This window comes from Enterobacter sp. HG048, from assembly GCF_024702055.1.
GTDB classification, from domain to species: domain Bacteria; phylum Pseudomonadota; class Gammaproteobacteria; order Enterobacterales; family Enterobacteriaceae; genus Enterobacter; species Enterobacter dykesii.
Map to the genome: position 1 here is coordinate 189,240 of NZ_JANLIZ010000006.1, position 22,510 is coordinate 211,749.

Below are 22,510 nucleotides of genomic sequence, written 5' to 3' on the forward strand. Positions count from 1 at the left end.
GCTAACGCTCCTCGCCGTACAGCAGCGCGCCCACGTCAGGCTCCACGTCGAACATGTTTTGCAGGGCATCCAGCGTGTCGCGGGCTTCCGCTTCGTTAATTACGCTCATGGCAAACCCCACGTGGACGAGCACCCACTGGCCGAGACGCGATGCGCCCGTTTCATCGCTGCTGCCCACCAGCGTCAGGTCGACGTCGCGCAGGATGCCGCAGACCTCCACTTTGGCCTGATTACCGTCGATAGCGTGAATTTGTCCCGGTACGCCTATGCACATCGTTCGCTCTCCAGCCAGTTCAGCCAGGCATCCATCCCGTCGCCTCGCGTGGCGGAGACAAGCAGGATATCGATCTCCGGATTCACCTCACGGGCATACGCCAGGCATTTATCCACGTCGAAATTCAGGTACGGCAGCAGGTCGACTTTGTTCAGCAGCATGATGGACGCGGCGGCAAACATATGCGGGTACTTCAGCGGCTTGTCTTCGCCTTCGGTCACCGAAAGCACCGCTACCTTGTGGCGTTCGCCCAGATCGAAACTCGCCGGGCAGACCAGGTTGCCGACGTTTTCAATAAACAGAATGCCGTTATCCGCCAGCGGCAGACGCGGGGCGGCGTCGGCAATCATCTGCGCATCCAGGTGGCAGCCTTTGCCGGTATTGACCTGAATCGCCGGGGTGCCGGTTTCGCGAATGCGCGCCGCGTCGTTAACGGTTTGCTGGTCGCCTTCAATCACCGCGCAGGAGACGCGCCCGTTCAGGCGTTTGAGCGTTTCCGTTAACAGCGTGGTCTTGCCGGAACCGGGGCTGGAGACCAGGTTCAGCACCAGCTGTTCGCGGGCGGCAAAGCGCGCGCGGTTGCGGTCGGCGATCTGGTTATTTTTGTCCAGCACGTTGATTTCCACTTCCAGCATCTGGCGCTGGCTGATGCCCGGCGCGTGGGTACCCGCTTCGCCGTGACCGTAGTGGAGATCGCCCGCAGCGGAGCGTTGCGGGGCGAAGGTGATACCGATTAAAGCCGCAGCAGGCCGCGGGGCAGGCGAAAAGGGCGCGGAGCGAAACGCGGAATGGGGACGGTGTTCATCCCCTTCTATATACAGGTTGCCTTCGGCGCAACCGCAGGTGCTACACATACTTTACTCCTTCTCGATTTCGAGGCGTTGGATCTGCATGCCGTCGTCCGCCACGATGCGAAGACCGGTGCTCTGACACTGCGGACAGCGCTGAACCTTTGATGACAGCAGGGTGACGTACTGCTGGCACTGCTCGCACCAGCACTCCGCCTGCTGCTCTTCGATATGGAGCTCGCAGCCTTCCGCCAGCGTGCCGCGACACACCAGCTCAAAACAGAAATTCAGGGCGCTGGGCTCGACGCAGGAAAACGCCCCGACCTTCAGCCAGACGCCGGTGACGCGCTTCGCGTGGTTTTGCACTGCCTGCTGTTCGATAAGTTCCAGAGCCCGCTGGCAGAGGGTGATTTCGTGCATGACGCCTCCTCAATGAATTGCGCCATTGAATGCAATAACGGTGCCAGCTTGATTTTTGTTAAGGCGTGACGATGTCAGCGCTGTCGAAATGACACGTCGACACCGCGGCGTTGACAGCGGTTTTGTAATTAAACCTATTTAAAATCATATATATAAAAACTGGCATGGAATCTGCTTAACAGCCGCTATCTCCATTAACCGGATACCTTCTATGACTATTTGGGAAATCAGCGAAAAAGCGGATTACATCGCGCAGCGTCATCAGCAGCTGCAGGACCAGTGGCACCTCTACTGCAACTCTCTGGTTCAGGGCATAACCCTCTCGAAAGCGCGTCTTCACCACGCGATGAGCTGCGCGGCGCAGGGCGACATGCGCTTTGTCCTCTTCGGCCATTTCATCATCAACGTTACCCTGGCGGATAACTTCAACAGCCACACCATTGAGTACCACCTCGAGACAAAAGACGGCGAAAAACAGTGTATTGCGAAGGCGCAGCTAATGGCCGACGGCATGGTGGACGGCCACGTCAGCAACCGCGATCGCCAGCAGGTGCTGGAGCACTATCTGGAAAAAATCGCGCCGGTCTATAACGGCCTGTACGCCGCCGTTGAACACGATCTTCCGGTCAACCTGAAGCAGCTGATGGATGGAAATACCTCAGCGAACGTGGCCTGACCCATGCGTGTCGAGAAGTGTCGACAAGACAGTTTTTCGTCAAAAATGACTATCACCAGAGGATAACCCGGTGAACCGTTTTGTAATTGCCGACTCGACGGTCTGTATTGGCTGTCGAACCTGTGAGGCGGCGTGTTCGGAAACGCATCGCCTGCATGGGCTGCAGTCCATGCCGCGTCTGCACGTCATGCGTAATGAAAAAGAGTCTGCCCCGCAGCTCTGCCATCACTGTGAAGATGCCCCCTGCGCGGGCGTTTGCCCTGTGAATGCCATCACCCGCGTTGATGGCGCTGTCCAGCTGAACGAAAGCCTGTGCGTAAGCTGCAAGCTGTGCGGCATTGCCTGCCCGTTCGGCGCGATTGAATTTTCCGGCAGCCGTCCGCTGCATATTCCGGCGAACGCCAACTCGCCAAAAGCCCCGCCCGCGCCCCCGGCACCTGCACGCGTAAGCACGCTGCTGGATTGGGTGCCCGGCATTCGTGCCGTTGCGGTGAAATGCGACCTGTGCAGCTTCGATGAGCAGGGCCCGGCATGCGTGCGCACCTGCCCGACTAAGGCGTTGATTCTGGTTAACATTCGCGACATCGCCCGTACCAGCAAGCGTAAACGCGAGCTGACCATCAACAGTGATTTTGGCGACCTTTCTCTGCTACAGGCGCTTAACGAGGGGGCGAAATGAACGCGGCGATGATGATTACCAGCGCGGTAGCCTGTTTTGCTGTCGCCGCTGTTCTGGCGCTGATCTTCTCATTCTATAAAATGCTCAGCGGCGCGATCGCCGGGATCGGCGGGGCGGCCGCTAGCCTGATGACGCTGGCGGCAGGCGGCGTTGTCCTGCTCGGCGGCCAGCCCGCTGAGACCGTGATGCCGCTGATTCGCCACACGGTTGAGATCACGCCCCTGAACGCCATCTGGCTGGTGACGTTTGGCCTGTGCGGGCTGTTTATCAGCCTGTTCAATATCGACTGGCATCGCCACCCGCACGCTAAAGCCAACGGCCTGCTGGTTAACCTGCTGATGGCGACGGCGGTCTGTACCGTTAGCGCCAGCAACCTCGGCGCGCTGGTGGTGATGGCGGAAATCATGGCGCTCTGCGGCGTGTTCCTGACCGGCTGCAGCGCCTCCGGCAAGCTGTGGTTTGCGCTGGGACGCCTCGGGACGCTGCTGCTGGCGCTGGCCTGCTGGCTGGTGTGGCACCGCTTTGGCACGCTGGACTTCGCTGCGCTCAACGGGCATCCGCTGGGGAACGACGTCTGGCTGCTGGGCGTGCTCGGCTTTGGCCTGCTCGCCGGCATCATCCCGCTGCACGGCTGGGTGCCGCAGGCGCATGCCAATGCCTCCGCGCCTGCCGCCGCGCTGTTTTCTGTGGTGGTGATGAAAGTGGGTCTGTTCGGGATTCTGGCGATTACGCTGACCGGCGGACAACCGCCGCTGTGGTGGGGCGTCGTGCTGCTGGTCGCCGGAATGATTACCGCGTTCGTCGGCGGCCTGTACGCGCTGATGGAGCACAATATCCAGCGCCTGCTGGCGTACCACACCCTGGAAAATATCGGCATTATCCTGCTCGGCATTGGCGCGGGCGTGACCGGGCTGGCGCTCAATCATCCGGCGCTGATTGCCGCCGGGTTTATCGGCGGTCTGTATCACCTCGTCAACCACAGCCTGTTTAAAAGCACCCTGTTCCTCGGCGCGGGCAGCGTCTGGTTCCGCACCGGCCATCGGGATATTGAAAAGCTCGGCGGGATTGGCAAAAAGATGCCGGTGATTTCACTGGCGATGCTGGTCGGGCTGATGGCGATGGCCGCGCTGCCGCCGCTGAATGGCTTTGCCGGGGAGTGGGTGATCTATCAGTCCTTCTTCGCGCTCGGCCAGAGCGATGTCTTTATCGCGCGTCTGCTCGGCCCGCTGCTGGCGGTTGGACTGGCGATAACCGGCGCGCTGGCGGTGATGTGCATGGCGAAAGTCTACGGTGTGACCTTCCTCGGCGCGCCGCGCACCCGCGAAGCGGAAAACGCCTGCTGCGCACCGTTGTTGATGGGCATCAGCGTGGTCGCGCTGGCGCTGTGCTGTATCGCGGGTGGCGTCGCCGCGCCGTGGCTGCTGCCGCTTCTGGGCAACGCCATTCCGCTGCCGCTGACCGTGGCGAATACCACCGTCTCTCAGCCCATGCTCGCGCTGCTGCTGATTGGCGCACCGCTGCTGCCGCTCGTCCTGATGCTGTTCTTCAAACGCGACCGGCTCGCCTCCCGCTCGCGCGGTGCGGCGTGGGCCTGCGGCTACGAACACGAACAGTCGATGGTCATCACCGCCCACGGTTTTGCCATGCCGGTGAAGGAGAACTTCGCCGCCGTGCTGAAGCTGCGCCACTGGCTGAACCCGGTGGACTGGGTACCCGGCTGGCAGAGTGCCGCCGCACCCGTGCTGTTCCGCCGTCTGGCGGTCATCGAGCTAGCTGTGCTGGTGGTCATTGTGATTTCACGAGGAGCCTGACATGAGTCTGTTACTGGCAATTCTTCAGGCGCTGGTGCTGTTCGCCGCCGCGCCGCTGCTGTCGGGCATCACGCGCGTGGCGCGCGCCCGGATGCACAACCGTCGCGGGCCTGGGGTGCTTCAGGAATACCGCGATCTCTTCAAGCTGCTCTCCCGTCAGAGCGTTGCGCCGGATGCCGCAGGCTGGGTCTTCCGCCTGACGCCGTTTGTGATGGTGGGCGTGATGCTGACCATCGCCACCGCGCTGCCGGTGGTGACGGTGGCGTCGCCGCTGCCCGTGCTTGGCGATCTGATCACGCTGATTTACCTCTTCGCCATCGCCCGCTTCTTCTTTGCGATTGCGGGCCTGGACACCGGGAGCCCGTTTACCGGCATCGGTGCCAGCCGCGAGGCAATGCTCGGCGTACTGGTGGAGCCGATCCTGCTGCTGGGGCTGTGGGTCGCCGCGCAGGTCGCGGGCTCTACCCACATCAGCTTTATCACCCACACCGTTTACCACTGGCCGGTGGCGCGCTCGATCCCGCTGGTGCTGGCGCTGTGCGCCTGCGCGTTCGCCACGTTTATTGAGATGGGCAAACTGCCGTTCGACCTCGCGGAAGCCGAGCAGGAGCTGCAGGAAGGGCCGCTTACCGAATACAGCGGCTACGGCTTCGCGGTGCTGAAGTGGGGCATCAGCCTCAAACAGCTGGTGGTGCTGCAGATGTTTGTCGGCGTCTTCTTCCCGTGGGGGCAGATGACGCACTTCTCCGCAGGCGGTCTGGTGCTGGCCGTCGTGGTTGCCGCCCTCAAGCTGCTGATCGGCGTGCTGGTGATTGCCCTGTTTGAAAACAGCATGGCGCGCCTGCGTTTTGTCGAAACGTCGCGCATCACCTGGGCCGGTTTTGGTTTTGCATTTTTAGCGTTCGTCTCCTTGCTGGTGGCGTGATTAAAGAGAGTATTTATGTCTGAAGAAAAGAAAGGCCAGCAGTATCTCGCCGCGTTGCATCAGGCTTTCCCCGGCGTGGTGCTAGAGGAGTCCTGGCAAACCAAAGACCAGGTAACCGTCACCATTAAGGTGAACTATCTGCCGGAAGTGGTCGAGTTTCTGTACTACCAGCAGGGCGGCTGGCTGTCGGTGCTGTTCGGCAACGACGAGCGCCAGCTGTGCGGCAATTACGCCGTGTACTACGTGATGTCGATGGAGCAGGGCGAAAAGTGCTGGCTCACCGTGCGCGTCGAAGTCGACCCGTCTAAGCCGGAATACCCGTCCGTCACGCCGCGCGTGCCCGCCGCCGTCTGGGGCGAGCGCGAAGTGCGCGACATGTACGGCCTGGTGCCGGTCGGCCTGCCGGACGAGCGCCGCCTGGTGCTGCCGGACGACTGGCCGGACGAACTCTACCCGCTGCGCAAAGACAGCATGGACTACCGCCAGCGCCCGGCGCCGACCACCGACAGCGAAACCTACGAGTTTATCAACGAGCTGGGCAGCAAGAAGAACAACGTGGTGCCGATCGGCCCGCTGCACGTCACCTCAGACGAACCGGGCCACTTCCGTCTGTTCGTCGACGGCGAAAACATCATCGACGCCGACTACCGCCTGTTCTACGTCCATCGCGGGATGGAAAAGCTGGCGGAAACCCGCATGGGCTACAACGAGGTGACATTCCTCTCTGACCGCGTGTGCGGTATCTGCGGCTTCGCCCACAGCACCGCCTATACCACCTCGGTGGAGAATGGCATGGGGATCGTGGTGCCGGAGCGCGCGCAGATGATCCGCGCCATTCTGCTGGAGGTGGAGCGTCTGCACTCGCACCTGCTGAACCTCGGCCTGGCCTGCCACTTCGTCGGCTTTGACTCCGGGTTTATGCAGTTCTTCCGCGTGCGTGAAGCGTCAATGAAGATGGCGGAGATCCTCACCGGGGCGCGTAAAACCTACGGCCTGAACCTGATCGGCGGGATCCGCCGCGACCTGCTGAAGGACGACATGATCCAGACCCGCCAGCTGGCGCAGCAGATGCGCCGCGACGTGCAGGAGCTGGTGGACATGCTGCTCAGCACGCCAAACATCGAGCAGCGCACCGTCGGCATCGGCCGTCTTGACCCGGAAATTGCCCGCGACTTCAGCAACGTCGGCCCGATGGTGCGCGCCAGCGGCCACGCCCGCGACACCCGTGCCGATCACCCGTTCGTCGGCTACGGCCTGCTGCCGATGACCGTGCACAGCGAGCAGGGCTGCGACGTCATCTCGCGACTCAGGGTGCGCATTAACGAGGTGTTCACCGCCCTGAACATGATCGACTTCGGCCTCGATAACCTTCCCGGCGGCCCGCTGATGGTGGAGGGCTTTACCTACATTCCGAACCGCTTTGCCCTCGGCTTTGCCGAAGCGCCGCGCGGGGACGATATCCACTGGAGCATGACCGGCGACAACCAGAAGCTCTACCGCTGGCGCTGCCGTGCGGCCACCTACGCCAACTGGCCAACCCTGCGCTATATGCTGCGCGGTAACACCGTATCCGATGCGCCGCTGATCATCGGCAGCCTCGACCCGTGCTACTCCTGCACCGACCGCATGACCGTTGTGGACGTGCGTAAGAAAAAAAGCCAGGTAGTGCCGTACAAAGAGCTTGAGCGCTACAGCATCGAGCGTAAGAACTCGCCGCTGAAATAAGGACTCGCCATGTTTACCTTTATCAAAAAAGCGATCAAAACCGGCACGCAGACCAGCAGCTATCCGCTGGAGCCGATGCCGGTGGATAAAAACTTTCGCGGCAAGCCGGAGCACAACCCGCAGCAGTGCATCGGCTGCGCGGCCTGCGTGAATGCCTGTCCGTCGAACGCCTTAACGGTGGAAACGGATCTCAAAACCGGCGAGCTGGCCTGGCAGTTTAACCTCGGGCGCTGCATCTTCTGCGGCCGCTGCGAGGAGGTCTGCCCGACTGTCGCCATTCGCCTGTCGCAGGAGTACGAGCTGGCGGTGTGGAAGAAAGAGGATTTTCTGCAGCAGTCGCGCTTTGACCTTTGCAGCTGCCGCGTCTGCAGGCGCCCGTTCGCCGTGCAAAAAGAGATCGACTACGCCATCGCGCTGCTGCAGCACAACGGCGACGCTCGCGCGGAGCACCACCGCGAAAGCTTTGAAACCTGCCCGGAGTGCAAGCGTCAGAAGTGCCTGCTGCCGTCCGACCGTATTGATATCACCCGCCATATGAGAGAGGCCAGCTGATGGAAAACTTACTCGGCCCGCGCGACGCTAACGGCATTCCGGTGCCGATGACGGTGGAGGAGTCCATCGCCAGCATGAAGGCATCGCTGCTGAAAAAAATCAAACGCTCGGCCTACGTCTACCGCGTGGACTGCGGCGGCTGCAACGGCTGCGAGATTGAGATCTTCGCTACGCTGTCGCCGCTATTTGACGCCGAGCGCTTCGGCATCAAAGTGGTGCCGTCCCCGCGTCATGCGGACATTCTGCTGTTTACCGGGGCCGTCACCCGCGCCATGCGATCCCCCGCGCTGCGCGCCTGGCAATCCGCGCCGGACCCGAAAATCTGCATCTCCTACGGCGCCTGCGGCAATAGCGGCGGCATTTTCCACGACCTCTACTGCGTCTGGGGCGGCACCGACAAAATCGTGCCGGTGGACGTCTACATTCCGGGCTGTCCGCCGACGCCTGCCGCGACGCTGTACGGCTTCGCGATGGCGCTTGGCCTGCTGGAGCAGAAAATCCACGCGCGCGAGCCGGGCGAGCTGGACAACCGGCCGGCGGCCATTCTGCACCCGGACATGGTCCAGCCGCTGCGGGTGAAGATTGACCGCACGGCGCGCAGGCTGGCGGGCTATCGTTACGGGCGTCAGATTGCCGATGATTATCTGCGCCTGCTGAGTCAGGGCGACCATCAGGTGGCGCGCTGGCTGGAGGCCGAGAACGATCCCCGTCTCAGTGAGATCGTGGCGAACCTGAACAGCATCGTGGATGAGGCGCGTATCCGATGAGTGAAACGGTGGTGTTCAGCCAACTGAGCCGTAAGTTTATTGATGAGAACGATGCCACGCCGGATGCGGCGCAGCAGGTGGTCTATTACAGCCTGGCGATTGGGCACCATCTCGGGGTGATTGACTGCCTGGAGGCCGCGCTGAGCTGCCCGTGGCCGGAATACCTGGCGTGGATCGCCACGCTGGAGGAGGGCAGCACGGCGCGGCGCAAAATGGAGGGCGTGCCGAAGTACGGCGAGATCGTCATCGACGCCAACCACATTGCGATGCTCGCCAACGCCTTTGACGCGGCGCTCGGCAGGCAAACCCCCGAGCAGCAGGCGTGGAGCAAAACGCTGCTCGGCATGCTGCACGATATTCATCAGGAGAGCGCCATCTACCTGATGGTGAGGAGATTACGTGACTGACGTTTTACTGTGTGTCGGCAACAGCATGATGGGCGACGACGGCGCGGGCCCGCTGCTGGCAGAGATGTGCTCCGCGAATCCGCAGGGTAATTGGGTGGTGATTGACGGTGGCAGCGCGCCGGAAAACGACGTGGTCGCCATCCGCGAGCTGCGTCCGGAGAGGCTGTTAATCGTCGATGCCACCGATATGGGGCTCAACCCCGGTGAGATCCGCCTGATTGACCCGGACGACATCGCCGAGATGTTTATGATGACCACCCACAATATGCCGCTGAACTACCTGGTCGATCAGATTAAAGACGACGTGGGCGAGGTGCTGTTTTTGGGGATTCAGCCGGACATCGTGGGGTTTTATTACCCGATGACGCCGCCGGTGAAAGAGGCGGTGGACGTGGTGTATTCACGGCTTGCGGAGTGGGTTGGGGATGGGGGTTTTTCTCAGCTCTGAGCGGCGCCAAACCCCTCTCCCTGTGGGAGAGGGCAACAGGCTACTCGAGATCCGCCCCGTTACTCGCAATCACCTTCTTATACCACCAGAACGATTTCTTGCGTTTTCTGTCCAGCGTGCCGTTCCCTGCGTCGTCGCGGTCAACGTACACAAACCCGTAGCGCTTGCTCATTTCGCCCGTTGAGGCCGACACCAGGTCGATACAGCCCCAGGTGGTGTAGCCCATCAGCGGCACGCCGTCCTCGATCGCGTCGCCCATCGCGCGGATGTGCTCGCGCAGGTAGCTGATGCGGTAGTCATCGTTGATCTCGCCGTTGACGTCAATCTCGTCCTTCGCCCCGAGGCCGTTTTCCACCAGGAACAGCGGCTTCTGGTAGCGGTCGTACATCATGTTCATGGTGATGCGCAGGCCGAGCGGGTCGATGCCCCAGCCCCATTTGCTCACCTGAATATGCGGGTTACGCAGGGACTTCACGATGTTCGCCGCGCTGGTGTTGCCCGCGTTCATGTCCGCCGACGCGCAGCGCGAGGCGTAATAGCTGAACGAGACAAAGTCGACGGTGTTCTTTAACAGGTCGTCGTCGCCCGGATCTTTCACAATCACCACGCCTTTCTCGCGGAACACGCGGGCGGAGTAGGCCGGGTAGCTGCCGCGCGCCTGCACGTCGATAAAGAACAGGTTCTCGCGGTCTTTCTCCAGCGCCATCCACACGTCTTCCGGCTTGCAGGAGTACGGGTAGAAATTTCCGCCCGCCAGCATGCAGCCGACCAGGTTTTCCGGGTTCACCTCGTGGGCGATTTTGGTCGCCAGCGCGCTTGCCACCAGCTCGTGGTGCGCGGCCTGGTATTTCACCTGGTCTTCGTTTTCACCTTCCTCAAACACCAGCCCCGCGCCGGAGAACGGGCTGTGCAGCATGATGTTGATTTCGTTGAAGGTCAGCCAGTATTTCACCAGCCCGTTAAATTCTTCAAAGCAGGTGCGGGCGTAGCGGGCGAAGAAATCGACCATCCTGCGGTTGCGCCACGAGCCGTATTCCGTCACCAGGTGCATCGGCACGTCGAAGTGGCAGAGCGTTACCAGCGGCTCGATGTTGTACTTTTTGCACTCCTCGAACACCGCGCGATAGAAGGCAATGCCCTCTTTGTTCGGCAATGGTTCGTCGCCGTTCGGGTAGAGGCGGCTCCAGGCAATTGAGGTGCGGAACACCGTAAAGCCCATCTCCGCCATCAGGGCGATGTCTTCTTTATAGCGATGGTAAAAATCAATCGCTTCGTGGCTCGGGTAGAACTCGTCGTCACGCAGCGAGAAACGCTTTTCCTTACCGATCTTCACCGCCAGGCGATTCGCGCCGTGGGGGATCATATCGACCGTCGTCAGTCCTTTGCCGCCTTCACGGTAAGCACCTTCACTCTGGTTGGCGGCAAGCGCGCCGCCCCATAAAAATCCTTGTGGAAAAACAGACATTCTTACCTCGCTTTCAATTTATGCTTTTGCTGCGTTGTTCTGTACCGGTGCGGTCTGCAGGGCGCGCGCTTTTTCAGCCTCGTCTTCGACCGGGATATCCTCAAACCCTAAAAGCAGGGTCAGAACAAACGACAGCACGACTGCCAGTCCCATCACGCCGAACACCCAGACGATGGTCATCGGGTTCGCCGGGTCGAAGAACTGCACGCTGGTGAACAGCCCCGGTGCCGCCATCGAGTGGCTGGCAAGACCGGCCATGCCGGCGACCGCCCCGCAGATAAAGCCGCTGATCAGGCTCGCAATCAGCGGACGTTTCAGACGCACCGCCACGCCATACAGGGCCGGTTCAGAGATCCCCGCCATAATGGCGGAGGCCGCCGCCGCCAGCGCCGTCTGGCGCAGCTCCGGGTTTTTGGTTTTCCACGCCACCGCCAGCGACGAGCCGCCGAGCGACAGGTTGGCGCCGATTTCCGACGGCATCACCATCCCTTCCTTGCCCGTTTCGGCAATGGTCTGAATGATGGTTGGCGTAAACACGCGATGCATCCCGGTCATCACCAGCAGCGGCCAGAGCGCGCCCATGATGGCGACGGAGAGCCAGCCCAGGTAGCCGTGAATGGTGTAGACCAGCGCGGAGATGGCGCTACCGATCCAGATCCCCAGCGGGCCAATCAGCACGATGGCGAGCGGGGCGGCAATCAGCACGATCAGCATCGGCTTGAGGAAGTTTTTCGTCACCGCCGGGGTAATGCGATCCACCCAGCGTTCGATGTATGACAGGCACCAGGTCATCACCAGCGCCGGGATGACGGTGTAGGTGTACTTCACCGCCGTCACCGGAATGAAGGCGAACTCAACGTGCTCGCCCTGTGCGGCTTTCGCCATCAGCTCGATAAAGCTCGGGTGCACCAGCACGCCGGCAATGGCGATGGCCAGCGACATGTTGGTTTTGAATTTCACCGCCGCCGAGGCTGCCACCATCAGCGGCAGGAAGAAGAAGGCACCGTCGCCGATGACGGTCAGAATAGTGAGCGTCGGCGCGCCTTTTGGCAGCACACCGGTCATCTCGAGGATCATTGCCAGCAGCTTGACCATCGAGCCGCCGATGATCGCCGGGATTAGCGGGGACATGGTGCCGATCAGCGCGTCGAGGATCCCGGCGCCAATTCGGCGTAAGGTCATCTTCTGCGGACCTTCCGGCACTGCGGGCTGCAGGTCCGTGGGCAGCAGGCTCACCACTTCGCGGTACGCCTGTGAAACCGTGTTGCCAATAATCACCTGGCACTGGTTGTCGTTGCGCACCACGCCGAGCACGCCGCTGATGCTTTTCAGGCGCGCAGCGTCGGTCAGGCTTTCGTCTTTCAGTACGAAACGCAGACGCGTCATGCAGTGGGTGACGGCGACGATGTTCTCTTTGCCGCCCAGCGCGCTGATAACGTCGTTCGCCAGCGCAGCGTAGTTTTTGGCCATCGGATGTGATCCTGTTATTGTTGTGAGACATGTAGGAAACCGGTTCCACATAATCATCATGAGTTTCTATGAATGAAACAAGATCGCTTTTTGACCATTTTTTCGTTTCGTGATGCAGATCTCAATGGGGTATCGAAAGCGTGATTTCACCGCTGCGACAATTTTTTTGCAGTGCAGTACACTGCGCTTCATCAGATTCAGATGGAATAACAACATGACCACGATGCTTGAAGTGGCGAAGCGGGCAGGCGTTTCGAAAGCCACGGTGTCCCGGGTGCTGTCGGGAAATGGCTACGTCAGCCAGGAGACCAAAGACCGGGTGTTTCAGGCCATTGAAGAGAGCGGCTATCGCCCGAATTTGCTGGCGCGAAACCTGGCAACCAAACGTACCCAGACGCTGGGACTGGTGGTGACGAACACCCTCTATCACGGCGTCTACTTTAGCGAACTGCTGTTTCACGCCGCGCGCATGACGGAAGAAAAGGGGCGGCAGCTGATCCTCGCGGACGGCAAGCACAGCGCGGATGAAGAGCGCGAGGCGATCCAGTACCTGCTCGATATGCGCTGCGACGCGGTGATTATCTATCCGCGTTTTCTGAGCGTGGAAGAGATGGATGAGATCGTCGAGAAGTGCGAGCAGCCCATCATGGTGCTCAACCGTCGCCTGCGGAAAAACAGCAGCCACTGCGTCTGGTCAGATCATAAAGCCTCCAGCCAGGAGGCGGTGTCGCAGCTGATTGCGAAAGGGCACCGGGAGATCGCGTTTATCACCGGCTCGCTGGATTCTCCCACCGGGGTTGAGCGTCTCTCCGGCTACAAGGACGCGCTGGCGCAGCACGGTATTCCGCTGCGCGAGGGCCTTATGGCGCGCGGGAAGTGGAACCCCGCCAGCGGCGCGGCGGCGGTTGCCGAACTGCTTGCGCGCGGTGAACGGTTTACGGCGCTGGTGGCGAGTAATGACGACATGGCGATCGGCGCCATGAAGCAGCTGCACGACAGCGGCGTGGCCGCACCGGACGCGGTGTCGGTGATCGGTTTTGACGACGTGGCTATCGCGCCTTACATCGTGCCGTCGCTTTCCAGCGTCCGCATCCCGGTAACGGAGATGATCAAAGAGACCATCAGCCGCCTGATCTTCATGCTCGACGGCGGTGAGTTTAAGTATCAGCAAACCTTCTCCGGCGAGCTTGTCCTGCGCGACTCCGTTATTGACGGCCCGCACCGCTGATGTCGACAGCTGTCATCGTCATAAGTGACGATGACAGCGCCTCCGTATTTTTTAAATTCATATGAAATCAATAAGTTAATTATTGGCACGGTTTATGAATATCTCCGCGCATAACTGTAATGCTGGAGAAGCAGATGAACCGTTTTATTATGGCCGATGCGAGTAAGTGTATTGGTTGCCGTACCTGTGAAGTGGCGTGCGTGGTTTCCCATCAGGCGGAGCAGGACTGCGCGTCGCTTACCCCTGACACCTTCCTGCCGCGTATCCACGTCATCAAAGGCGTGAATATTTCCACCGCCGCCATCTGTCGCCAGTGCGAAGACGCACCGTGTGCGAACGTCTGCCCGAACGGGGCGATTAAACGCGAGAAAGGCTTTGTGCACGTGATGCAGGAGCGCTGCATTGGCTGCAAAACCTGCGTGGTCGCCTGTCCGTACGGCGCGATGGAGGTGGTTGTCCGTCCGGTGGTGCGCAACAGCGGCATGGGGCTGAGCGTGCGCGCGGACAAAGCCGAAGCCAACAAATGCGACCTGTGCTACCACCGCGACGCCGGTCCGGCCTGCATGGAAGCCTGCCCGACGCACGCGCTGGTCTGCGTGGATCGCGACAAGCTTGAGCAGATGAGCGCCGAAAAGCGCCGTCGTGCGGCATTCGACACGTCGTCATCGCTGCTGTTCTGAACCGTATGTGCAGCAACGGCGTACAGCTGCGCGTGCGCGGTAAAGTGCAGGGCGTAGGGTTTCGCCCCTTCGTCTGGCAGCTGGCGCAGGCGCTTCAGTTGACCGGTGACGTCTGCAATGATGGAGAGGGCGTGCTGGTGCGCCTCGCGGGTAATGGGGGGGCCTTTACCGCGAGGCTGCATCAGGACTGTCCGCCGCTGGCACGCATTGACCACGTTGAAACGCAGCCGTTTACGTGGGCGCACGTGCCGGAGGACTTTACCATCCGCCACAGCGCGGGCGGGACGATGGACACGCAGATTGTCCCCGACGCCGCGACCTGTCCGGCGTGCCTGGCTGAAATGCGCGACCCTGGCGAGCGCCGCTATCGCTATCCGTTTATCAACTGCACGCACTGCGGGCCGCGGTTTACCATTATCCGCGCGATGCCCTATGACCGTCCGGCCACGTCAATGGCCGCATTTCCCCTCTGCGTGCCGTGCGAAGCGGAGTACCGTAACCCTGCTGACCGCCGCTTTCACGCCCAGCCCGTAGCCTGCGCGGACTGCGGGCCAGCGCTGGAATGGCGTGCGGGCGACAACACCGCTTCCCGTGAGGCTGCGCTGAGCTCGGCGGTGGCGATGCTGAAAAGCGGCGGTATAGTCGCGGTCAAAGGGCTGGGCGGTTTTCATCTCGTCTGCGACGCGCGTAATCCGCAGGCGGTCGCGACGCTTCGGGCGCGCAAGCAGCGTCCCGCGAAGCCGCTGGCGGTGATGATCCCAAACGCGGACGGCGTGCCGGAGGCGATCCAGACGCTGTTACGCTCCTCCGCAGCGCCGATTGTGCTGACCCCAAAAGCCTCGCTTCCCGGGTTTCCCGAAGGGATTGCTCCGGGGCTCGATTGTATTGGCATCATGCTTCCCGCTAACCCGCTGCAACATTTGCTGATGATGGACTTCCAGCGCCCGCTGGTGATGACTTCCGGCAACCTCAGCGGCAGACCGCCTGCCATGACCAACCAGCAGGCGCTGGATGAGCTCGGCGACATCGCGGACGGCTTCCTGCTGCATAACCGCGATATCCTGCAGCGGATGGACGATTCGGTGATGGATCGCGACGGCACGATGCTTCGCCGCGCGCGCGGTTTTGTGCCCGATGCCGTCACGTTGCCTGCGGGTTTTGAGAATATCCCCGCCATGCTATGCACCGGCGCGGAGATGAAAAACACCTTCTGCCTGGTGCGTGGCAGCCAGGCGGTGCTGAGCCAGCATTTTGGCGATCTCGGTGACGAGGGCGTCGAAGCGCAGTGGCGAGGCGCGCTCTCGCTGATGCAGAAAATTTACGCCTTCCAGCCGAAGCGCGTGGTGTGCGACGCCCATCCGGGCTATCGCACACAACGGTGGGCGCAGGCGCAGGGACTGCCGGTCGAAACCGTACTGCACCATCACGCCCATGCGGCGGCGTGCCTGGCGGAGAACGGCTGGTCGCTGGACGGCGGAGACGCGATTGCTCTGACGCTGGACGGGATCGGCATGGGCGAGAACGGCGCGCTGTGGGGCGGGGAGTGCCTGCGGGTGAGCTATTTCGCGTGCGAGCGTCTGGGCGGGCTGCCTGCCGTTGCGCTGCCGGGGGGCGATCTGGCGGCGCGGCAGCCGTGGCGAAATCTGCTCGCCCACTGCCTGGCGTTTGTCCCTGACTGGCAGCAGTACCCGGAAACGCGCGCGGTTCAGCGTGAAAACTGGCCGCTGCTGGCAACGGCGATCCGGCGCGGCATCAACGCGCCGCAGGCCTCGTCCTGTGGTCGCCTGTTTGATGCGGTCGCCTGCGCGCTGGGCATCGAAACCCAATCCTGGGAAGGTGAAGCGGCCTGCCGGCTGGAAGCGCTGGCTTCGCAGTGTTCGGGTGTCGACCATCCGGTGAAGCTGAACGTGGATAACCTCGCGCATTTCTGGCAGCAGTGGCTTGCCTGGCAGGCTGAGCCCTGCGAGCGCGCGTGGGCGTTTCACGACGCGCTGGCAAAAGGGCTGGCGGAACTCGCCGCGCGCCATGCCCGACGCCTGTCGCTGTCGACAATCTGTCTCAGCGGAGGCGTGCTGCACAATCGTCTGCTGCGCGCGCGCCTGCGTCATTATCTTTCTGACTTTACGCTTCTTTTTCCTTCGCGCCTGCCCGCAGGTGACGGAGCGATCTCCTTCGGGCAGGCGGCGATCGCCGCTGCCCGGTCATGTTCACAAAGGACTTAAAATGTTACGACTCTTACGCAATGAACCTCGCGCCGCGCTTCTGCTGCTGGCTCTGGTAATGGCAAACCTGCTGGCCTGGGGATGGGCATGGCACGCTTTTAGCGGCAGCACGGCGCTGATGGCCGCCAGCCTGCTGGCGTGGTGCTACGGGCTGCGTCACGCGGTGGACGCTGACCACATTGCGGCCATTGATACCGTGACGCGTAAGATGATGCAGCAGGGCAAACGTCCGTCCGGCGTGGGGGCGTGGTTCTCGCTGGGGCACTCCACCATCGTGGTGCTGGCCTCCATTGCTATCGCCGCGACCGCGACGGCGTTTCAGAAAAACATGGAGTGGTTCCACGAAACCGGCAGCCTGATTGGCACCGCCGTGTCCGCCACCTTCCTGCTGGCGATGGCGCTGGTGAACATGGTGATCCTGCGCGGCGTCTGGCGCAGTTTTCAGGCGCTGAAGCAGGGCAGGCCCGTGCAGGGCGACATCACGCTCCCTGCCCAGGGTGGCGTCATGAACTGGCTGTTTGGCAAAACCTTCCGCCTGGTGAATAAAAGCTGGCAGATGTACCTGGTCGGTTTCCTGTTTGGCCTCGGCTTTGATACGGCCACCGAGATTGGCGTGCTGGGGATCTCTGCCGCCAGCGCGTCAAGCGGGATGTCGGTGTGGTCAATCATGGTCTTCCCGGCGCTCTTCGCCAGCGGCATGGCGCTGGTGGATACCCTCGATAACCTGTTGATGGTCGGTGCCTACGGCTGGGCGTTCAACAAGCCGCAGCGCAAGCTCTACTACAACATGACCATCACCGGCACCTCCGTGGTGGTGGCGCTGTTTATCGGCGGGCTGGAAGCGCTGGGTCTGCTGATGGACAAATTTGCCCTCAGCGGCGGCGTGTGGGATCTGATTGGCGCGGTAAACGACAATCTGGGCAACGCCGGGTTTGTGGTGGTTGGGCTGTTTGTCGCCTGCTGGCTGATCTCCATGGTCAACTACCGCTGGCGCGGCTACGACGCGCTGGTGGTACGTTCCTGAACCGGCTCCTGCACGGCGCAACCTCCGCGACTTCCTCGATGGCTGGCGCATAGCGGCATACCGATAAAAAGATGCTGAAAATATAGGACTTTTGCGGAACAAAATATATTCCGCATTCTTCGCTTGTGTGAAATAGCGATAAAGATAATTGAGTTATTTATAAAAATTCGCCATGATTTGCCTCCTGCTGATGATATCTATTCAGACTGAGTTGGCTGCCAATAATAAAACTGGATGATGTTTTTAAGCTGTTTCATAGTAAAGCATTTACGAAAATAATAAATAAGGGATTGATGGCGATGATATATCTGCTTTGCATTTATTTGATGAATAGAATGCGTAAGAAAAAGCCCCGGAATATCGGGGCGGTGAATAATAAAATTCAAAGGTTAACTCTGCGTAGACTTGTTGTTGGCCGGGTAAACGAAGCGCCGCCCGGCAAAGCGAGGGTTAAGCAGGTAACTGTTTCAGCAGAGCGAAAGCCTCCTTCATCCGGTCTTCACTAACCACAAAAGCGCGAAGCTGACCCTCGTTATCCGCGCCGCGCGCGACCATTCCCTGCGGTTCGAGGGTAATTTGCCAGTTCAGATCCTGACGCTGCGTTTCACCGGCAAGATGCAGCGGTAATTCCGGCGTTTTGACTTTAATCAGCATGGCGGGTAATTTCAGCGGCGCGTTTTCGCCGAGCAGGTTTTTCGCCAGATACATCGCGCTTAATTGAATTGGCTGTAAAAAGGGCAGTGCCTGACCGTTAATTTCAGCGCAGTCGCCTAACGCGTAAATATCAGGTTGCGTGGTTTGCAGGTAGCTATTTACCTTCACGCCACGCTGTATTTCGGCGCCTGCTCGATGCGCCAGCGCGGTTTCCGGGCGCAGGCCCGTTGCGGCAACCACGACATCCACTTCAACGCTGCGGCTGCGATCGAGCGTGGCAAGAATGCCGCCTTCGGTTTTACTCAGGCTTTGCAGCTGCGATTTCAACAGTAGATGCACCCCCATGTCGGTCAGGCGATGCTGTAAGCGACTGCTTACTTCTGCGGGCATCAGCGACGACAGAATGCTTGCCGCGTGGTCGACCAGAGTCACGGATTTACCCGCCCGGCAGAAATCCATTGCCAGCTCGGTGCCTATCAGCCCGCCGCCGACAATCATCACGCGCTGTGCGTCGCGAAGCGCCGTTTCGCTGGCCTGATACTCCTGCTGGCTGTTGAGGGTGATCGTCAGCTCGCGGCCCTCAACCGGCGGCACAAACGCAGAGGCACCCGTGGCCAGCACCAGCCTGTCGTACTGCCAGGTTTTCTCTTTAGCTTTTACCACGCGAGCCTCTGCGTCGATGTCGGTGACCCAGGTGTAGGGAAACAGACGCAGGTTAAACTGTTCGGCGAACTCCCCCGCCGTCTGGCGGGTGAGGTCTTCGGCACGCTGATTCTGACTAATCACGTGGCTTAAGTCAGGCTTGTTGTACTCGTCCATGCTGTCGGCGGCAATCACCGTCAGCGGCACGCTTGCATCCTGCTTGCGGATGTTTTTCACCAGCTGGCGGGCGGCAAAGCCCGAGCCGATGATGACGATTCCGTTGCTCATTTTGCCTCCGTACCCAGTTCGTCAAAGACGTCTTTCCCGAGGGAACATTCCGGGCAGAGGAAATTGTCCGGCACGTCACTCCACGGCGTGCCCGGCGCGACATCCTGCAGCGGCTCGCCCAGCGCCGGGTCGTAGATCCACTGGCAGACGCTGCACTGCATGCGCGGTCCGGGATCGGCGGCTTCCGCGGCAGGGCAGGCGTCCTGCTTTCCGCTTGGTTTTGCCGCCGCTTCCGGCAGCGGTGCGAGCGCCCACTGACGGGCAATGTCGCGACCGTGCTGGCGGCAGATCTCCAGGGCGTTGATATCCGGACGCCATTTCGCCTTCAGGCTGAGAGACATCTCAAAGCCCGCATCCTGCAGACGCGTAGACAGACGGTCCACCGCGCCGCCGCTCCAGCCGTGGGAGCCAAAGGCGCTGGCGCGCTTGTTGCGAAAACGTAGGCCGGTCATCTCTTCTACCAGACCGGCAATTTTCGGCATCATCACGTTGTTCATGGTGGAGGTGCCCACCAGCACGCCCTTAGAACGGAAGACGTTGGTCAATACCTCGTTCTTATCGCTGCGCGCCACGTTGAAGATTTTCACCGCCACGTTGGGGTCCACTTCGTTGATGCCCTGAGCAATGGCGTCCGCCATCATGCGGGTGTTGTTGGACATGGTGTCGTAGAAAATAGTGATGCGGTCTTCCTGATAGTCCGCCGCCCATTTCAGGTAGAGCTCCACAATCTGGGTTGGATTTTCACGCCATACCACGCCGTGGGAGGTGGCAATCATATCCACCGGCAGGTTAAAGCCGAGGATCTCGGTGATTTTTGGCGTCACCAGGCGGCTGAACGGCGTCAGGATGTTGGCGTAGTAGCGCTGGCACTGCTCGAACAGCTCGGTCTGGTCCACTTCGTCGTTGAACAGGCGTTCGTCGCAGTAGTGCTGGCCGAAGGCGTCGTTGCTGAACAGCACCGCGTCGCCGGTCATGTAGGTCATCATGCTGTCCGGCCAGTGCAGCATCGGGGTTTCCACGAAGATCAGCTGCTTGCCGTTGCCGATATCCAGCGCGTCGCCGGTTTTCACGGTGTGGAAATTCCACTCCGGATGGTGGTGGTGGCCGTTGATCGAGTCGATGGCGTTGGTGGTGCAGTAGATCGGCGTGTTCGGAATGTAGGACATCAGCTCGGTCAGCGCGCCGGCGTGATCTTCTTCAGCGTGGTTGATGATGATGTAGTCGATGGCGTCCAGGTCGATTTTGCTACGCAGGTTCTGCACGAACTCGCGGCTGAACTTATGATCGACGGTATCGATCAGCACGTTTTTATCTTCGCGGATGAGATAGCTATTGTAGCTGCTGCCGCGCAGCGTTTTGTATTCCGTCCCGTGGAAATCGCGCACTTCCCAGTCACGTTGACCCACCCAATGAATGTTATTTTTAACCAGAATAGACATAGCAACCTCTACGTAATACAGCATTTTCAAATAAGATGGTTTGCCTATATCAAGTTGCGTGCCAGTTTTTAATTTGTTGATTTTACTTAATTAATACTTTTATGATCCGTAGTGGGTAGTCATTATGACTATCAAAAGCAGTGTCAATATGACAACATGCATTGTCAAAATGACAGCGAGGTCACTATGAGCTTTTCCGTAGACGTGCTGGCGAAGATCGCCATTGAGCTGCAGACCGGTATCGGCCATCAGGACCGCTTTCAGCGGCTGATCTCCACGCTGCGCCGCGTGCTTGAGTGCGATGCGTCCGCGCTGCTGCGCTACGAGGGGCGGCAGTTTATTCCGCTGGCTATCGACGGGCTGGCGAAGGACGTGCTCGGGCGGCGTTTTACCCTTGAGGGCCATCCGCGTCTGGAAACCATCGCCCGCGCGGGTGACGTGGTGCGCTTTCCGGCGGACAGCGACTTGCCCGACCCGTACGACGGGCTTATTCCCGGACAGGAGAGCCTGAAGGTGCACGCCTGTATCGGCCTGCCTTTATTTGCCGGACAAAACCTGATCGGCGCGCTGACCCTTGACGGCCTGTCACCGGACCAGTTCGACACCTTTAGCGACGAAGAGCTGCGCCTGATTGCCGCCCTGGCCGCCGGGGCGCTGAACAATGCCCTGCTGATTGAACAGCTGGAGAGCCAGAACATTCTTCCCGGCAGCCCGGCGGCGTTTGAGCAGGTGACGCACACGGAGATGATCGGCCTCTCTCCGGGCATGGCGCAGCTCAAAAAAGAGATTGAGATTGTCGCCGCCTCAGATTTGAACGTGCTGATCTTCGGGGAAACCGGCACCGGTAAGGAGCTGGTGGCGAAGTCCATTCACGAAGCGTCGCCGCGCGCGGTCAATCCGCTGGTGTACCTCAACTGCGCCGCGCTGCCGGAAAGCGTGGCGGAAAGCGAGCTTTTTGGTCACGTTAAAGGGGCGTTTACCGGGGCCATCAGCAACCGCAGCGGCAAGTTCGAAATGGCCGATAACGGCACGCTGTTTCTGGATGAAATCGGCGAGCTCTCCCTGTCGCTGCAGGCCAAGCTGCTGCGCGTGCTGCAGTACGGCGACATCCAGCGCGTGGGGGATGACCGCAGCCACAGAGTGGACGTTCGCGTACTGGCGGCCACCAACCGCGACCTGCGTGAAGCGGTGCTGGCAGGGCAGTTCCGCGCCGACCTGTTCCATCGCCTGAGCGTGTTCCCGCTTACCGTGCCGCCGCTGCGCGAGCGCGGGGACGACGTGGTGCTGCTGGCGGGCTTTTTCTGCGAGCAGTGCCGTCTCAGGATGGGGCTTTCCCGCGTGGTGCTGAGCCCGGGGGCACGGTCGCATCTGCTGAGCTACGGCTGGCCGGGCAACGTGCGCGAGCTGGAGCATGCGATCCACCGCGCGGTGGTGCTGGCGCGGGCGACGCGTTCGGGTGATGAAGTGGTGCTCCACGCGCGGCATTTTGCGCTGCAGGATGAAACCGCACCGGCTGTCGCCCAGGCGGCACCCGAGATAGCGAATGAAAATCTGCGTGAAGCCACGGAGGCGTTTCAGCGTCAGATGATTACCCGCGCGCTGGAGCAGAATAACCGCAGCTGGGCGGCGTGCGCGCGGGCGCTGGAGATGGACGTCGCCAACCTGCACAGGCTGGCGAAGCGTCTGGGACTGAAGGGTTAGATAATGCCGGCCTGATAGAAATCCTGCAGGTTGATGGCGCCGCACAGCCTGCCGGAATCATCCACCACCGGTGCGGCGGTGATTTTGCGCTTCATCAGCACCTCTTTGGCTTCAATGGCGCGGCTCTCGGCGTTCAGCGTCAGCCCGCCTTTGGTCATGGCGTCCGACACTTTGGTTTCCAGCCTGCCGCCGCCCACCAGCCAGCGGCGCAGGTCGCCGTCGGTG

General features: G+C 60.8%; 22 protein-coding genes. 14 read left to right on the top strand and 8 right to left on the bottom strand.

Features of this window, described 5'->3' with window-relative positions; genetic code table 11:
• Position 1: 1 nt before the first annotated feature.
• Genes NUX24_RS10320 through hypA form a run of 3 tightly spaced genes read right to left on the bottom strand, consistent with a single transcriptional unit; the run spans position 2 to position 1,482 of the window.
• Positions 2-274, bottom strand: a complete 273-nt coding sequence (locus NUX24_RS10320) for a HypC/HybG/HupF family hydrogenase formation chaperone (RefSeq protein ID WP_023333212.1) — start codon at positions 272-274, stop codon at positions 2-4.
• Positions 265-1,128 carry a hydrogenase nickel incorporation protein HypB gene (gene hypB / locus NUX24_RS10325; RefSeq protein ID WP_257831335.1) on the bottom strand — a complete coding sequence of 288 codons (864 nt, stop codon included), beginning with the start codon at positions 1,126-1,128 and terminating at the stop codon, positions 265-267. Before hypB ends, NUX24_RS10320 begins: the two co-directional genes overlap by 10 nt.
• 3 nt (positions 1,129-1,131) lie before the next feature.
• Positions 1,132-1,482, bottom strand: coding sequence for a hydrogenase maturation nickel metallochaperone HypA (hypA, locus tag NUX24_RS10330; RefSeq protein WP_045404196.1), 351 nt, complete (start codon positions 1,480-1,482; stop codon positions 1,132-1,134).
• 211 nt (positions 1,483-1,693) lie between these two features.
• Between hypA and hycA the strand changes: the two genes are divergently transcribed.
• The 9 genes from hycA to hycI all read left to right on the top strand — a co-directional run bounded on the left by hycA (position 1,694) and on the right by hycI (position 9,472).
• Positions 1,694-2,158, top strand: coding sequence for a formate hydrogenlyase regulator HycA (gene hycA / locus NUX24_RS10335; protein ID WP_045404197.1), 465 nt, complete (start codon positions 1,694-1,696; stop codon positions 2,156-2,158).
• A gap of 70 nt (positions 2,159-2,228) precedes the next feature.
• A complete protein-coding gene (locus tag NUX24_RS10340; protein ID WP_023308971.1) occupies positions 2,229-2,837 on the top strand; it encodes a 4Fe-4S dicluster domain-containing protein in 609 nt (202 codons plus the stop codon).
• Positions 2,834-4,648, top strand: a complete 1,815-nt coding sequence (gene hycC, locus NUX24_RS10345) for a formate hydrogenlyase subunit 3 (RefSeq protein WP_257831339.1) — start codon at positions 2,834-2,836, stop codon at positions 4,646-4,648. Before NUX24_RS10340 ends, hycC begins: the two co-directional genes overlap by 4 nt.
• 1 nt (position 4,649) lies before the next feature.
• Positions 4,650-5,573, top strand: a complete 924-nt coding sequence (locus tag NUX24_RS10350; RefSeq protein ID WP_039263381.1) for a respiratory chain complex I subunit 1 family protein — start codon at positions 4,650-4,652, stop codon at positions 5,571-5,573.
• Positions 5,574-5,588: 15 nt separating this feature from the next.
• Positions 5,589-7,298 carry an NADH-quinone oxidoreductase subunit C gene (locus NUX24_RS10355; RefSeq protein WP_214577201.1) on the top strand — a complete coding sequence of 570 codons (1,710 nt, stop codon included), beginning with the start codon at positions 5,589-5,591 and terminating at the stop codon, positions 7,296-7,298.
• A 9-nt stretch (positions 7,299-7,307) separates the two neighbouring features.
• Entirely contained in the window at positions 7,308-7,850 is a 543-nt protein-coding gene (locus NUX24_RS10360) for a formate hydrogenlyase complex iron-sulfur subunit (protein ID WP_032660330.1), read from the top strand.
• On the top strand, positions 7,850-8,617 hold the full coding sequence (locus tag NUX24_RS10365) for an NADH-quinone oxidoreductase subunit B family protein (RefSeq protein ID WP_047650289.1): 768 nt from the start codon (positions 7,850-7,852) through the stop codon (positions 8,615-8,617). Before NUX24_RS10360 ends, NUX24_RS10365 begins: the two co-directional genes overlap by 1 nt.
• The gene (locus tag NUX24_RS10370) at positions 8,614-9,024 is read left to right on the top strand and encodes a formate hydrogenlyase maturation HycH family protein (RefSeq protein WP_023294422.1); all 411 of its coding nucleotides are present in this window, start codon (positions 8,614-8,616) and stop codon (positions 9,022-9,024) included. The genes NUX24_RS10365 and NUX24_RS10370 overlap by 4 nt, the downstream gene beginning before the upstream one ends.
• On the top strand, positions 9,017-9,472 hold the full coding sequence (gene hycI, locus NUX24_RS10375) for a hydrogenase maturation peptidase HycI (RefSeq protein ID WP_257831347.1): 456 nt from the start codon (positions 9,017-9,019) through the stop codon (positions 9,470-9,472). Before NUX24_RS10370 ends, hycI begins: the two co-directional genes overlap by 8 nt.
• Before the next feature lie 40 nt (positions 9,473-9,512).
• On the opposite strand, the gene NUX24_RS10380 is transcribed toward hycI, so the two are convergent.
• Both NUX24_RS10380 and ascF read right to left on the bottom strand, forming a co-directional pair.
• Positions 9,513-10,937, bottom strand: a complete 1,425-nt coding sequence (locus NUX24_RS10380) for a 6-phospho-beta-glucosidase (RefSeq protein ID WP_257831349.1) — start codon at positions 10,935-10,937, stop codon at positions 9,513-9,515.
• An 18-nt stretch (positions 10,938-10,955) separates the two neighbouring features.
• On the bottom strand, positions 10,956-12,407 hold the full coding sequence (ascF, locus tag NUX24_RS10385; protein ID WP_032660344.1) for a PTS cellobiose/arbutin/salicin transporter subunit IIBC: 1,452 nt from the start codon (positions 12,405-12,407) through the stop codon (positions 10,956-10,958).
• Between the two features lie 214 nt (positions 12,408-12,621).
• On the opposite strand from ascF, the gene NUX24_RS10390 reads away from it, so the two are divergent.
• From NUX24_RS10390 to NUX24_RS10405, 4 genes are all read left to right on the top strand, one after another.
• Entirely contained in the window at positions 12,622-13,635 is a 1,014-nt protein-coding gene (locus NUX24_RS10390; RefSeq protein ID WP_257831351.1) for a LacI family DNA-binding transcriptional regulator, read from the top strand.
• 134 nt (positions 13,636-13,769) lie between these two features.
• The gene (gene hydN / locus NUX24_RS10395; RefSeq protein ID WP_029739520.1) at positions 13,770-14,315 is read left to right on the top strand and encodes an electron transport protein HydN; all 546 of its coding nucleotides are present in this window, start codon (positions 13,770-13,772) and stop codon (positions 14,313-14,315) included.
• A gap of 5 nt (positions 14,316-14,320) precedes the next feature.
• The gene (hypF, locus tag NUX24_RS10400) at positions 14,321-16,537 is read left to right on the top strand and encodes a carbamoyltransferase HypF (protein WP_257831354.1); all 2,217 of its coding nucleotides are present in this window, start codon (positions 14,321-14,323) and stop codon (positions 16,535-16,537) included.
• A gap of 1 nt (position 16,538) precedes the next feature.
• Positions 16,539-17,561 (top strand): HoxN/HupN/NixA family nickel/cobalt transporter, encoded by a 1,023-nt coding sequence (locus tag NUX24_RS10405; protein ID WP_029742064.1) that lies wholly within the window; start codon positions 16,539-16,541, stop codon positions 17,559-17,561.
• A 450-nt stretch (positions 17,562-18,011) separates the two neighbouring features.
• Here the strand turns inward: NUX24_RS10405 and norW are convergent, their stop codons facing one another.
• Together norW and norV are read right to left on the bottom strand one after the other, a co-directional pair.
• Entirely contained in the window at positions 18,012-19,145 is a 1,134-nt protein-coding gene (gene norW / locus NUX24_RS10410; protein ID WP_126329573.1) for an NADH:flavorubredoxin reductase NorW, read from the bottom strand.
• A complete protein-coding gene (norV, locus tag NUX24_RS10415; protein WP_257831357.1) occupies positions 19,142-20,584 on the bottom strand; it encodes an anaerobic nitric oxide reductase flavorubredoxin in 1,443 nt (480 codons plus the stop codon). The genes norW and norV overlap by 4 nt, the downstream gene beginning before the upstream one ends.
• A 186-nt stretch (positions 20,585-20,770) precedes the next feature.
• On the opposite strand from norV, the gene norR reads away from it, so the two are divergent.
• Positions 20,771-22,285, top strand: a complete 1,515-nt coding sequence (gene norR, locus NUX24_RS10420; RefSeq protein ID WP_257831360.1) for a nitric oxide reductase transcriptional regulator NorR — start codon at positions 20,771-20,773, stop codon at positions 22,283-22,285.
• On the opposite strand, the gene NUX24_RS10425 is transcribed toward norR, so the two are convergent.
• On the bottom strand, positions 22,282-22,510 hold a 229-nt coding region (locus tag NUX24_RS10425; protein WP_257831361.1), incomplete at its 5' end, for a CBS domain-containing protein. The two genes, norR and NUX24_RS10425, sit on opposite strands and share 4 nt — an antisense overlap.